The organism is Cohnella lupini, assembly GCF_003386205.1.
Lineage (GTDB): Bacteria > Bacillota > Bacilli > Paenibacillales > Paenibacillaceae > Cohnella > Cohnella lupini.
Genome location: NZ_QRDY01000005.1, coordinates 263,784 through 277,878, shown reverse-complemented (window position 1 = coordinate 277,878; position 14,095 = coordinate 263,784). Strand labels below are relative to the sequence as shown.

The 14,095-nt window shown below is 48.9% G+C and carries 11 protein-coding genes; 7 read left to right on the top strand and 4 right to left on the bottom strand.

Annotated elements, in window-relative coordinates:
* The first annotated feature begins 28 nt into the window (after window positions 1-28).
* The 6 genes from DFP95_RS11985 to DFP95_RS11960 all read left to right on the top strand — a co-directional run bounded on the left by DFP95_RS11985 (window position 29) and on the right by DFP95_RS11960 (window position 8,744).
* Window positions 29-1,918 carry a hypothetical protein gene (locus DFP95_RS11985; protein WP_115992850.1) on the top strand — a complete coding sequence of 630 codons (1,890 nt, stop codon included), beginning with the start codon at window positions 29-31 and terminating at the stop codon, window positions 1,916-1,918.
* A 36-nt stretch (window positions 1,919-1,954) separates the two neighbouring features.
* Window positions 1,955-4,285 (top strand): glycoside hydrolase family 95 protein, encoded by a 2,331-nt coding sequence (locus DFP95_RS11980; protein ID WP_115992849.1) that lies wholly within the window; start codon window positions 1,955-1,957, stop codon window positions 4,283-4,285.
* Window positions 4,286-4,578: 293 nt separating this feature from the next.
* On the top strand, window positions 4,579-6,204 hold the full coding sequence (locus tag DFP95_RS11975; RefSeq protein ID WP_115992848.1) for a spore germination protein: 1,626 nt from the start codon (window positions 4,579-4,581) through the stop codon (window positions 6,202-6,204).
* Entirely contained in the window at window positions 6,197-7,303 is a 1,107-nt protein-coding gene (locus DFP95_RS11970; protein WP_181907371.1) for a GerAB/ArcD/ProY family transporter, read from the top strand. The genes DFP95_RS11975 and DFP95_RS11970 overlap by 8 nt, the downstream gene beginning before the upstream one ends.
* Window positions 7,287-8,507, top strand: coding sequence for a Ger(x)C family spore germination protein (locus DFP95_RS11965; RefSeq protein WP_115992846.1), 1,221 nt, complete (start codon window positions 7,287-7,289; stop codon window positions 8,505-8,507). The genes DFP95_RS11970 and DFP95_RS11965 overlap by 17 nt, the downstream gene beginning before the upstream one ends.
* 30 nt (window positions 8,508-8,537) lie before the next feature.
* On the top strand, window positions 8,538-8,744 hold the full coding sequence (locus DFP95_RS11960) for a CLC_0170 family protein (protein ID WP_115992845.1): 207 nt from the start codon (window positions 8,538-8,540) through the stop codon (window positions 8,742-8,744).
* A gap of 107 nt (window positions 8,745-8,851) precedes the next feature.
* Here DFP95_RS11960 and DFP95_RS11955 read toward each other — a convergent pair whose 3' ends face one another.
* Complete coding sequence (locus DFP95_RS11955) at window positions 8,852-9,676, bottom strand: ABC transporter permease (RefSeq protein WP_115992844.1); 825 nt, start codon at window positions 9,674-9,676, stop codon at window positions 8,852-8,854.
* The gene (locus tag DFP95_RS11950; RefSeq protein WP_115992843.1) at window positions 9,657-10,661 is read right to left on the bottom strand and encodes an ATP-binding cassette domain-containing protein; all 1,005 of its coding nucleotides are present in this window, start codon (window positions 10,659-10,661) and stop codon (window positions 9,657-9,659) included. Before DFP95_RS11950 ends, DFP95_RS11955 begins: the two co-directional genes overlap by 20 nt.
* Window positions 10,662-10,933: 272 nt before the next feature.
* On the opposite strand from DFP95_RS11950, the gene DFP95_RS11945 reads away from it, so the two are divergent.
* The gene (locus tag DFP95_RS11945; protein WP_115992842.1) at window positions 10,934-11,281 is read left to right on the top strand and encodes a YkgJ family cysteine cluster protein; all 348 of its coding nucleotides are present in this window, start codon (window positions 10,934-10,936) and stop codon (window positions 11,279-11,281) included.
* 66 nt (window positions 11,282-11,347) lie between these two features.
* On the opposite strand, the gene DFP95_RS29620 is transcribed toward DFP95_RS11945, so the two are convergent.
* Together DFP95_RS29620 and DFP95_RS11935 are read right to left on the bottom strand one after the other, a co-directional pair.
* A complete protein-coding gene (locus DFP95_RS29620; protein ID WP_115992841.1) occupies window positions 11,348-12,907 on the bottom strand; it encodes a glycine betaine ABC transporter substrate-binding protein in 1,560 nt (519 codons plus the stop codon).
* Between the two features lie 14 nt (window positions 12,908-12,921).
* On the bottom strand, window positions 12,922-14,031 hold the full coding sequence (locus DFP95_RS11935) for an ABC transporter ATP-binding protein (protein ID WP_115992840.1): 1,110 nt from the start codon (window positions 14,029-14,031) through the stop codon (window positions 12,922-12,924).
* Window positions 14,032-14,095 lie beyond the last annotated feature (64 nt).

The following is a 14,095-nucleotide window of genomic DNA, read 5'->3' as shown; positions in this document are numbered from 1 at the left end:
CTTACTATTCGATAGGGAGCGTGTGATTATGCCAACGACCATGGATAGTCAGAAAAAGGAACTTTCAGTATGGAGCCTGATCTTATTTATCGCAGCCGTTATCTTGATGTCTGTACTGCTGTTAGGTAAACCCGCAAGCGCAGCGGTAGCCGGCCTTAGCTTTGACGGTCCCGAGTACATCAACAGAGTAACCAATCAGAATGATACGACTAATCCGTATATCGATGCTACATTAGGGACATGGAAGAAGGATGCGAATAACTTGTATGTCCTGAATGGGAAATGGGATGCCTTTAAGCTGTACTACGGGCCGTTAAGCAACCCTTTCCAGAATTTCGTCGGCAACGTGAATATCGACCACACCGGATGGGACGGATTGACATGGATTTCCGGCGTCTATAAATATGCGGACGGCACATTGCTGGGGCTTGTCCACAGGGAAAGATACTGGTCGAATTCGGCGAATGACTGCTTCTATCTGGGCTTGGCTAAATCAACGGACAATGGCTTGAATTGGCGATACTTGGGCGATGTGTTGAGTCCGAATGTCAATTATAAGGAGCCTGTTTCCAACGGAGTCAATTCAGCCGCCGGTAATGTTGCCGGTGTTCCCTATCTGGTAATCGGCAGCGATCTGTATATTTATTACAACGAGCAGACGGGTACCGAGAAACGAATGAGCGTTGCCAAAGCCTCTTTAGCCGCAATTAAAACAGCTATCGACAGCAATACAACGACACCGTTCTATAAGTATAATGCGGGTACATGGACGGAAGCGGGCATGGGAGGGACGGGCTCCAATATTATACCTGGGGGGACTATTTCCAACACGGGGTTGGACTATTTCGCAGGTCATAATCTGCGGGATTTTCATTCGGATGCCGCCTATGTTCCCGGCTTGGGCAAATACCTGATTACGGTAAATGACGAGGGCGGAAGCCGGCTGCTGATGTATTCCTCTACGGATGGGATTAACTGGGGCGAGGAAACGGTCATTGACGCCGCGCAGAGCGGAACGAACTTCCGTCCGGCTTATTCGACTTTTATGAGTCTTTCCACGGGTACGTCCGATGACAATTCGACCGTAGGTAATGATTTCTATATCTTCTATCCGAGAGATTTCTATCCGACCGGCGGGGGACAACGCTATTTCAGAATTCGCTTTTCCGTAGGGAACGGCAGTGACGCTATCACCGTGAATGATGATCATTCTTCCATGAGCTATGATAGCAATTGGTTTTACAGTAATGACAGGGACCTTGGCGATTATAATAACGATGGCCATTTCTCCAATGTGATCGGAGCCGTTGCGCAATATACGTTCACAGGTACGGGAATTGATTACCTGAGCGAGAAGAATTGGGATATGGGCAATGTCGATGTTTATATAGACAATGTGTTTAAGCAAAACGTAAACCTGAACAATGCTTCGAGATTGCTGAAGCAAGTCGTATACAGTATTAGCGGGTTATCCAACGGAAGCCACACGATCAAGATTGTCAATAAAACCAATTCCTATGGGAATATCGATTCCTTCAAGGTTTATAAAGGTCTGCAGAAGCTGAACAACGATGCGAGCGGCATAACCTACGGCGGCAGCTGGCTTACCAGCTCCGGTAGAGGTCTTGGGGACTATAGCGACGATGTGAAATATACGACAACCAACTCAGACTATTTCGAATATACGTTTACGGGAAAAGGCGTAGACGTAATCTCGGAGAAAGAAGCCGCTCAAGGGAATATCGATATTTACGTGGACGGCGTGTTTAAGGAAACGATAAGTACCTACAACGTCAGCAGATTGGCGCAACAGGTCGTATACAGCATCTCTTGGCCGACTAGCGGAACCCACACGATCAAAGGCGTGAAAACCTCGGGCACGTATATGCTTCTGGACGCGCTTAAGGTATTTAATTGAGCCTCCTAAGTCAAACAGAAGGATGGTAGATATAGCATGAAGAATTGGAAGCTTTGGTATTCCAGCCCTGCAGTGAATTGGCAACAAGGACTGCCTCTGGGGAATGGAAGATTGGGGGCTGTGGTATATGGTGGAATTGCAAATGAAACCTGGCGTATGACGGAATTGACTTATTGGTCGGGACAAGCGGAAAGAACCCCCAGTGCTTCCAAAGGCAGGGCCGATCTGGATCGGATAAGGCAGCCCTTTTTTGCGGGGAACTATAAGCAGGGAGAAGAGCTGGCCAGCCAGCTCTTCCAACCGGAAAAAGGCAACTTCGGAACTAACCTGCATATATGCGATATTTTGCTGCAATTTGAGCATCAGGGTGAGGACTTCGTACGTGAACTCGATCTGGACCATGCTCTTGTACGCAAAACGTATAATGTAAACGGAATGGCAGTCTCACGGGAGGTGCTGGCGACTCATGTGGATTCGGTTGTAGCGTCGCGCTTATGGAGCGAGCATAAGGGCGGAATATCATTCTCGCTTGGAATCTCGGGAAGTACGCCGAGCTTTGCCAGCTCGCTTACGAATATGGGGACGATTGCTTTTGAAGGGAAAGCAACCGAAACCATTCACAGCGACGGGGAGTGCGGGGTGTTTTGTAAAGGCGTGGTCAAGGTATTCGCAAGCGGCGGAGCCATAAACTACGAATCCAATAAAATTGTAGTGGAGAATGCGGATGAAGCCTTTATTTACTTTGCCGTTAACACCGATTATGAGCAAGACAACGAGCAATGGGACAAGGAAGCAGAGCGGCAAATAGATCAAGCTGCAGCTAAAGGCTTTTCCAAACTTAAAGAAGCTCATATTGCGGATTACCGCCGCTTGTTCGGGCGAGTGGATATCGATTTGGGACATTCGAGTCGTGCCGAACTTCCAATAGATGAAAGAAAACGGCTTTTCTTGATCGAGCCGGACGCCGATCCTCAATTGTTTGCGTTGTTTTTTCAGTATGGCCGCTATTTAATGATTGCTGGCTCAAGGGCAGATTCACCTCTGCCCATGCACCTGCAAGGTATTTGGAATGATGGGGAAGCCAACCTCATGGAATGGAGCTGCGACTACCATCTGGATATCAATACGGAGATGAATTATTATCCTGCGGAAGTAAGCAATTTGTCGGAAAGTCAGCTGCCATTGATTGATTTTATCGATCGTTTGTCCATCGCCGGCCAATCAACGGCACAAGACTTTTATGGCTGCAAGGGCTGGGTAGCCCATGTATTCACCAATGCCTGGTTGTTCACGGCCCCAGGCTGGCAATATACATGGGGGCTGCATGTTACGGGCGGCTTATGGCTTGCAACTCAGCTTCGCGAACATTATGAATTCGGCAGGGATCGGAATTTTCTCGAAGACAAAGCTTATCCAATTCTAAAGGGAGCGGCGGCATTCTTCCTGGATTATATGATTCAACATCCTAAATACGGCTGGCTGGTGACGGGTCCATCAAATTCGCCGGAAAATAGCTTTTACGCGGATGGTTATAAGGAGAGTGCCCATCACTTATCAATGGGGGCGACGCTTGACCAGGTATTGGTGCGTGACCTCTTTTCTTTTTGTTTGAAATCAGCCGGACTGCTTCAGGTGGATTTCGAACTGCAGGATAAGCTGAAGCATGCTTTGACTTTATTACCCCCTCTGCGGATAGGGACAAACGGTCAGTTGCAGGAATGGCTTGAAGATTATGAGGAGGCCGTGCCCGATCATCGTCATCTCTCGCATCTCTATAGCTTATATCCCAGCAACCAAATCACGCCGGCGGGAAGTGCGGAATTAAGCGCGGCGGCAAGGAGAACCTTGGAAAACCGCAGGAGCCGCGAAGATCTGGAGGATGTGGAATTTACGGCAGCCGCTTTTTCAGTCAACTTCGCCAGATTGCATGACGGAGAAAGAGCTTACGGGCATTTATCCCATTTGATCGGACAACTGAGCTTTGACAATTTATTAACCTATTCTAAGCCGGGAATAGCTGGAGCAGAAAATAATATTTTTGTCGTGGACGGTAATTTCGGCGGTATGGCGGCTATGGCGGAAATGCTGCTTCAGAGTCATGCCGGAGAAATTCATCTGCTTCCGGCGCTTCCCAAAAAATGGCCTACGGGGAAGGTTTCAGGTTTGCGCGCTAAAGGAAATTTGGAAGTGGATATCAGCTGGGAGAATGGCATTCTGGTTGAAGCCAGAATCCAAACCTTTTCTAAGGACCAAACCTTGCTGCGTTATGCGAATCAAGCTTTGCTATTTGAGGGGGAGCCTAACTGCCTATATGTTTTTGATAATCAATTAAGTAGGACTGAGCTTCGGAGGGGAATTTACAAGTAATAATATGAATTATGCAGAGCAATACTCTACGGCTGTTCGATTTCCGTCGGTAAAGTAGCGCCAAGAAAAAGGATATCTCTTAGGTCAACATTGACCTAAGAGATATCCTTTTTCGACCTTAAGAGAGCGTTAAGCGATTGGAGGCTTGTTGCTTAGGAGCTAACGATGAAATCGTAAATGCCTTTGAATACGCTCGGACGAAATACGGTTCTTCACATAACATTTGAGCCGATGGGTAAAACTAGCAACAATGGAAATTGTGTTGTCGTCGTGTTTCGAAAGGGGGATATGATTTGCGAAATTGGTTACATAAATATAAATCCTATAAGCAAAGAACCTCCGTCCCGATACCGGATCGGATTTTGGATCATTACAGAGATGAACTAATCGATATCCGTTTGCCCGTTACGATATCCCATCTACGAACCATACTTGGAGAAAACGACGACTTTGAAGTTCGCGAATTCAGGGTTTTCGGCCGTTACGACGCAGCCGTCGTATTTCTTTCCACTATGGCGGATCTCGAACGGATAAACGAACAGATTTTGAAGCCGCTTATGTTTTCCGATAATAATGCGCGCGATCAGGGTACGGAAGACTATTTGAAACTCAACGATGTCATGAACAATTATTTAAACGTAGCGCTCGCCGTAAAAACGAACGAGTTAGGATTGATTCTCGAAGGCATCATGATAGGCAAAGTCGTCCTTGTCATCGACGGTAACGAAGAAGCGCTGGTCGTCGGATGTCGCAAAGTGGAGAAGCGAGCCATCGAACAGCCGCAGACCGAGCAAGTGCTGCGGGGGCCGCGAGAAGGCTTCATCGAGTTGTTGGATACGAACTTGAATTTATTGCGGGGTCGCCTGCGAACGACGGACATGAGAGTAAAGATCAGTCCGATAGGCGCGAGGACGAAGTCCAAAGTCGCCGTTTGTTATTTGGAGGGAGTCGCGAACCCGAAGCTCGTCCAGGAAACCTTGAGGCGGATTTCAAAGATCGATACGGATGGGATTCTGGATTCGGGTTATATCGAGCAATTTATCGAAGATCACCCGCTCTCCCCGTTCCCGCAAGTTCAGAATACGGAGCGTCCCGATAAAACGGCGGCTGCATTGCTGGAGGGCCGAGTCGCGATCCTAGTTGACGGTTCGCCTTTCGCGCTAATCGTTCCGGCTCTGTTCAGCCAATTTTACCAAACAGTGGACGATTACACGGAGCGGTTTCTCATGGGATCGTTCGTTCGGCTCATTCGTCTGATGGCGCTTATCTTCTCGCTCATTTTTCCTTCCCTATATGTATCCGTGATCTCTTACAATCCGGAGCTTCTGCCGACCGACTTCGCCGTGGCGGTCGCCGGGGGACGAGCGGGAGTGCCGTTCCCCGCCGTACTGGAGGTGCTGATCATCGAGATCTCGATGGAAGTACTTCGCGAAGCAACGATTCGCCTTCCGCAATTGATCGGCGGAGCCTTGTCCGTCGTCGGCGTTCTTGTCGTCGGTCAGGCGGCGGTATCCGCAGGCTTCGCTAGTCCGATTACGATCGTCATCATCGCGGTTACGACAATCGGCTCGTTCGCCACTCCTGCCTATAATGGAGCTATTTCCTTACGCATGCTCAGGTTTCCGCTAATCATTCTAGCGGGAATATTAGGTCTGTACGGGGTGATGGTCGGCCTAATTTTAATCGCGAATCATTTACTGTTCCTCGAATCCTTCGGCGCTCCGTACTTGTATCCCATCGTGCCTGGCAATTGGGAGGCGATGAAGGATACGTTGATACGCGGACCGTTATGGTGGTTGAACAAGCGCCCAAGCTATCTCCAATCGTATGATGGAAATCGTCTTCCGAGCGATGACGCCAAGCCGGATAGCGCGAGACCGTTGCAATTCTCGGATAAGGAGGAAACGAACCGTGATTAGAGCTTATCCCGTTACCGCAATCAGAGCGACTGCCGTCGTCATCAGCACGATCATAGGAGTAGGCGTATTGTCCTTTCCGAAAATAGCCGCCGAGGCGGCGGATAGCGGGGCGCCGTTAGTAACGCTGGCGGCAGTCGGTATCGCATTTGCCGGGTTGGTGATCCTTGCGGTTCTCGTAAGAAGATATCCGAAAGAGAACATTATGCAATTCGGGGGACGACTAATCGGCAAGCGAGTCGCGCGGTGCTTTAATCTTTTATTGATCCTCTTCTTCGCGACAAGCACCGGACTGTCCCTGAGGGAGTTCGGAGAGGTGGTCATCGAGGTGCTGCTGCCCGAAACGCCGATCAAATTTACGATTATGGTCCTATTGCTGATAACGGTTATCTCCTGCCGGTGCACCGTCATTAAATTCAGCTACGTGCATTCCTTTTATCTTCCTTCCATTGTAGCGATATCCTTCGTTATGTTTTTCGCGTCTCTTAAAAATTACGATACCGTTAACTTGATGCCGATTATCGGCAATCATCCCGATGGGTTCTGGAAAGGCGCGATGAGCATAGCCGCCTTGTTTCAGTCCGCTTTCGTATTGTGCTTGCTTATTCCTTACATGAGGAATCCGAACAAAATCGTCGCGTCCACGATCTGGGGCGTAGGAATATCAGGTATAATTTTCCTGCTGATCGTCGTCTCCTCGATCTCGACTTTCGGCGCGGAAGAGACGAAACATCTGAAGTTTCCTACGTTGGAAGCCGCTAGATCCGCCACCATTCCGGACGGAGCCTTAGAGAGATTGGACGGGATTTTCATCATCGTTTGGGTTATTTCCGTGTTCACGACGCTTTTTTCCACCTACTATTTCTCGGTAGCGGCGTCCAAAGAGACGTTCGGCTTGAGGGATCATCGATTGATCTCTTCCTTTTTGCTCCCCTACGTCTTTATCGTTTCGTTATTGCCTCGGGACGTGTTTATATTGACGTCGACGGGAGTCCCCATATACCGTTTCGGATTACTATTAACGATTGGTTACCCGGCGTTGTTACTCTTGATCAGCACCTTCCGGGGTCATAGGAGAATAACCGATGCTTCGAACGCTTAAGGGATTTCTGGTTTTTGTCGTTCTTGTTCCGACAATGGTTTCTGTGTTAACGGGTTGTTGGGACAAGCTGGAGATCGAAGACCGCGCGCTTATTCTAGCCATGGCGGTCGACAAGGCTTCGCCCGAGGAACAAGTAGATGAACATGTAACGCACGTGAAACCCATTAAATCTCTCCAGGGGAAAATGATCCGATTGACGGTGCAAATCGCGGTTCCCGGCCGAGTTCCTCTTGGCCCCGGAGAATCCTCCGGAGCCGGAGAAGGTGCGAGTAATTTGCCCGTGTGGGTCGTTAAGGTATTCGGCTATACGATCGACGATGCGCTGAATACGCTGCAACAACAAATCGCCGATCCGCGCACGCTGATCCATCTTCGCGTCATCGTGGTCAGCGAGGAGGTCGCTAAGAGCGGATTGGGTGACGTAAACGATTATTTCCGTCGAAATCCGCAAGTGCGGCGGTCGACATGGCTACTCATATCCGATAGGGAAGCCGCGCCGTTCATGGACGTTGCACCGCCGTTAGAACGCGTTCCCGCTTTATATTTGTTGGCGATGTTACAGAAAGCGAACGACATGGGCAAGTTTCCGGCCGATTTCGTCGGCGAATTCTGGAGCTCGGAATCGAAGCTTGGACAGGAGGGCTACTTGCCCTTCGTATCGATCCGTCAGAAGGAAAACATACTCTTGAAAGGTTTGGCTTATTTCAAGGACAGTAAAATGGTCGGCCATACGAACGCGTTGGAGATCGGAGTATTCATGGGAATCATGGGATACAATCCCGGAGGTTACTCTCCGTTGGTCGAAGTGCCGGATATCGGGGTCGTCATTTTGAACGTATTGAGACGTGACACGAAGAGGCAAATCAAAATGATCGACGGGGAACCTCATGTATTCCTGAATATTAAAATGGAAACGTCGATCGATGAAGTCTTGAGCGAGGCGACGATCGACAGCGAGAGCAAGCTGAAAAAGGTAGAGGAGGAATTTAGGCATACCTCCTACGATGCCTTCGAAAATTTGATACGCAGGACGCAAAAGGTTAATTCCGATATTTTCGGATTCGGGGAATTGATCCGGGCGCACGAACGCTCCTATTGGAACGAACACGTCAAAAGCGAAAGCGATTGGGAACGTTTGTACGGAGAACTTCCGATTACGACGACAGTTAAAGTGGTGGTCAGAAGAATAGGATTAACCGAGTAAGAGGATACGGAAGAGGGGCGAGGAGTTCCCGTGCACAATGTACAGTTCGAAATTTATTCCGTTGTCGCGTTCCTCCTGTCGGGATTGATTCTCCTTCTCGTAGATAGGAATATCTACGTCTCCGATGCGATGAAGAAGGAGGCGGCAATCGCGAGAGTATTGGGATGGGTGAATATCGCCATCGCGATTCTGATCGCAGCGGTTTACTTCTTCCTATACTTCTTCACCCGGTATTAGAACTTCGCGATATCTGTCAAAATAAAGATAAGTGGACAACAAAACCGCTAAGCATTCATGCTCGCGGTTTTGTTGTCCATTTATCAATTCGCTATTATGCTGAATTATTAGTTTTTATTTCTGTACTTATACATCGTAAGAGGAGCGAATACGACAATAATTCCCAACGAGACGATTAGAACGGTGTAAATCTCTTGATTCGTCACCGTGCCATGAACCCATCCCCTTACGGCATCGACGACTAGCGTGATGGGATTGACATCGACGATGCTCTGCAGCCACTCCGGCATAGTCGACGTGTCAACCAATACGCTGCTTAAGAAGGTAAGCGGGAATAAGATCAGCATGCTAATGCCCATTAAAGCTTTTTCCGTGCGTACGACGAGGCTTAAGAAGGTCCAAATCCAAGATAGACTGAACGCGAATATTAATAAGAGGAGTACGCCAAGTGCTAAGCCGCCGAATCCGTTCCCGGGTCTAAAGCCTAAAATATAACCAAGAGTAATCATGATAGTCGAGGCGAGCAAGTAACGTACGGCGTCTACGAGCAGGGCGCCGACTAATGCGGCCGGACGCCAGAAAGGCAACGTTCGCAGACGGTCGAAGATTCCCTTCTGAATGTCCTTGTTTAGATCCATTCCCGTATACATGGTAATCATCGTAACCGACATGACCAGAATCCCGGGTAGAACGAAGTCCAAATATTCGCCGGTAGATCCTGCAATTGCCCCGCCGAATAGGTAAGTAAACATCAACAAGAAGATTACCGGGAATGCGGTTACGTCGAATAATTGCTCCGGAACGTACTTGATTTTCAATAAGGCACGCCAACCGAGCGTTAACGAAGCGCTAAGGGGTCCGGGTCTTCGGGGACGTTGCGTCAGAATGAGTACTTTATGCAAATCGGGATAATCATCCTGCTTGGTCGACATTGGATACCTCCTCGTTCGATTCGGATTGACCGGTCGTCTTACCGGTCAGAGTTAAGAACACTTCATCCAAGCTTGGCTGCCCCATCGAGAAGTCGGATATTTGCAAGTTCTCCGTTACTAGCCGGCTGATGGCGGTAGCGGCGTCGATGTGATTGGCGATATGGACGACAAGTCTTAGCAATCTCTCATCGATTTCAACTTGATCGTCCGTCATTTCTTGAAGGATCCGGCGCGCTTTTGCAAGATCCTCCACCGTATTCATGTGAACCGTTAGTCTTCCCGCGCCTACCGATGCTTTCAATTCCTTACTTGTCCCTTCGGCAATCAATTTGCCGTGGTCGATGACGCCGATTCGATCCGCTAATTGGTCGGCTTCCTCGAGGTACTGAGTCGTTAAGAATACCGTCGTTCCGTTGCGTACGAGCGCCCGTATGATATCCCACACCTGATTACGGCTTCTGGGATCGAGGCCGGTTGTCGGCTCGTCGAGAAAAAGCAGGTCAGGCGAGGTCACGATGCTGGCAGCAATGTCGATGCGTCGCCGCATTCCGCCCGAGTATTTTTTCACTTGGCGTTTCGCCGCATCCTCAAGATCGAATGCCTTCAACAAATCTTTCGCGCGGGATAAGGCTCCTTTGCGAGAGAAGCCGACTAGGCGGGCGATAAGGATCAGGTTCTCTAAACCCGACAAATCCTCGTCGACCGATGCGAATTGGCCGGTTAGACTTATGCATTGCCTAACATGATTGGCATCATTCGTCAGATCGAAGCCCATCACCCTCGCAGAACCCTCGTCCGGACGTAATAAAGTCGCCAGCATTTTGATCGTCGTCGTTTTACCGGCGCCATTCGGTCCTAGAAATCCATAAATCGAACCTCTTGGAACCTTCAGAGAGATTCCGTCGACGACGCGAAGATCTCCGAATTTCTTGACCAGATTTACAGCTTCAATCGCAAAATCATCGGAAACGTTGGATTTACTCATTTGTACTCCTTTCAAACTCAAGATAAGAAATCATTATATTTTAATTTACCATTTAAACCATGAGGAGATTTCTTTTGGATTGCGATTGTTAGAAGATAGTTTGGATGTTTACATGTTCACATGGTAAATCAGGAGAGTAAATACATTTACAAATAATTATTTTTATGTTATAATATTAATCTTTTTCGTTGATAATTCAATTACGGGAATGATATAAAGGTAATATGCGTTGCGATAACTTTAATCGCCGAGTCGGTTAAGGAGGATTCGATATGGAAAGTCTTCCTTGCAAAGGATGCAGGGGGTTATGTTGCGGACCTGTTCCGGTCACCGGGCAGGAGCTGAAGGGTATAAAGAAGAAATTGAAATCGATGTCACCTAAAAGCCGTTCGGAATTGGAGAACCAGGAGCGACATTTCGGCACTTGCATTTTCTACGATTCGATAAACGATAAGTGCGGCATTCATTCGGCGAGACCGTCCGTATGCCAAGCATTTGGATTGCATAATAATTTGGTTTGTTTTCGCAAACCGGAAGCAGCCGCCAAGGGGAACTGGTACGCGAAGGAAACCCATGTCGGAATATTGAGCAACGACTATACTTGGAAGGATTTCAAATAACGCGCAAGCCCCCAACGCATATGCGGTGGGGGCTTTACTGATATTCATGGAGCGAGCAGCGACGGTTTATTCGATTAGCCCTGCATCCTTAAGCCACTGTTCGGCAACGTCTCGTGGTTGCAGTCCTTCGAGATCCACCTTCCCGTTTAAAGCAGACATCTGGCTATCGTCGATTTTCCCGGCCAACAGATTAAGCACTTCTTCTAATTCCGGATGGGCCTTCAGCGTGTCCATACGAATGATGGGAACGGCGAAGTAGGGTGGGAAAAACTGCTTGTCGTCTTTGAGAACCTTTAGATCAAACGCTTTGATGCGACCATCCGTGGAATAAGCGTCGTTCACGTCCGTCGTTCCATCCTTTACAGCGGTATAAGTCAGTCCGGGATCCAGTCCCTTCGTTTCCTTAAACTTTATCCCATAAGCCTGTTGCACTCCCTTATATCCATCGGGACGTTCCAAAAACTCATGCGTGGCACCGAGGATATATTTCCGAGATTTCTTCGCCAGATCCGTAAAAGTTTCTATTCCTGCTTGCTCGGCGCGTTCTCTCTTCATTGCAAACGTGTAAGTATTGTTGAACCCTATCGGGTTGAGCCATGTGACATTAAAATTTTGCTCGTAGGCTGCTTTCACCTTTTGATAAGTAATATCCGGATCGCCGCCTAGCGGTTGCTGCTTTAAGACGGATGTCCAGCCCGTTCCGGTATATTCCGGGTAAATATCGAGGTCTCCTTTGATCAAGGCGTTATGGGTAATGTCGGATCCTCCGAGAAAAGGTTTTCGGACGACCCTCAGATCCGTCTTCGATTCGATCAAAGAAGCGATCATATGCGTCAAAATATCCTGTTCGGTAAAGTTTTTTCCTCCGACGACGACCGAATCGGAACCCGAAGGGTTGCTTTGTAAGATAATCGCCGCAATTACGGCGATCACGATGATCGAGCCTAGCCCGATTTCCAGTCTCTTAACGAGCCTTGAAGTTTTTTTGCCGTTCGGCCGAATGCCTTTGGGCGTAACGGCCTTCTCCATTCGTCCCAGAATAAAGTCGAATAGCAACGCTAACAATGCCGAAGGAATGGTGCCGGCTAATATGAGCTCGGTGTTGACTGTCGAGATCCCACGGAAGATAAGATCGCCCAATCCTCCGGCACCGACGAGGGAAGCGAGAGTGGCAACGCCGATCAACATGACCGTTGCCGTGCGAATTCCCGCCATGATCACGCTCAAAGCGAGTGGAAGCTCTACCTTTAACATGACCTGCATACTCGTCATGCCCATGCCGATCCCGGCTTCCTTAATCGGCTTCTCCACGTTCATGATACCGGTATACGTGTTTCTGAGAATGGGGAGCAGGGCATAGACGGTTAGCGCGACGATCGCGGGAAGCTTTCCTATACCGAGAATCGGGATCATAAACCCGAGCAAGGCTAAGCTGGGTATGGTCTGAAATAAGGAAGCTATACCGATTACCGGCGAGGCGAACTTGGGGAATCTGGTCAGCAATAGACCCGTTGGAATCGATATGACGATCGCGATCAGCAATGCGATAAGAGAAAGCTGGATATGCTCTATCGTCGCCCGATAAATATCTTCTTTCCGGCTTATAATCAAATCCCAGAGATTCATGGTTACCTCCCCCGTTATATTTGCTTAAGCAAAGCATCGATTAGGCTGGAGTTGGTTACAAGTCCTGCTAACGATCCGTCAGGATGGACCACGGGCAAGCTATATAAACCGTGCTGTCTCATCAGTTCAACGGCCGCGGCGATCCCGGTTCCGGTTTGGACGATCGGAATATCCAGCTTCATGATGTCCTGTAGGGACAAATCCTCGTTCCGGAACTCTTTCTCCAACGATTCTTTGGTTACGATGCCTTTCAGTACGCGGTTCTTATCGATAACGAGCAAGCTGGTTACCCGGAATTGCTTCATCAGCTTCGCGCCGTGAGCAAGACCGCGCGTCAACGAAACCGTCACCGGATTGTCGACCATGACGTCGTCCACCGTCAGCTGCTCCGATTCGTGCAATCTGTTTCCTCCGATAAAGGTGCGGACGAAATCGTTTTTCGGACGGCGGAGAATGCGATCCGGAGTGTCCATTTGCACGATTTCACCGCTTTGCATAATAACGATGCGGTCGGCGATTTTCAGCGCTTCATCCATATCGTGCGAAACGAAAACGATCGTTTTTTTCACTTCTTCCTGCAAACGAATCAATTCGTCCTGCAATTGTTCGCGACTGATCGGATCCAATGCGCTGAAGGGCTCGTCCATGAGAATAATCGAGGGTTCGGCCGCGAGCGCGCGAATGACTCCGATTCTCTGTTGCTGGCCTCCGCTTAATTCCGCGGGATATCGGTCCCGATATTGATCGGGGTTTAGTCCCACCATTTCCATCAGTTCGTCTATCCTTCGTTCATACGAGCTTCTATGTACGCCTTTTAATTTGGGCACGACGGCTACGTTCTCTTTTATCGTCATGTGGGGGAACAAGCCGATGTGCTGGATCACGTAGCCGATATTCCTGCGCAACTCTACCGGATTGATTCGGGAGATGTCTTTGCCTTCGATCAAGATTTGACCGGAAGTCGGTTCGACCAGTCGATTGATCATCTTCATCGTCGTCGTTTTTCCGCAGCCGCTAGGACCGATTAGGGTGACTAACTCGCCCGCCTTGATTTCCAGGTCGATATCGTTAAGCGCGGACGTTCCGTCGTTGTATCGTTTCGAGACGTTTATGAACTGTATCAAGCTTGCACCTCCCGTTTGTCAATTTCGCATAGGTGCTAGTATTCTGCCCAAACGGCTATTTTCT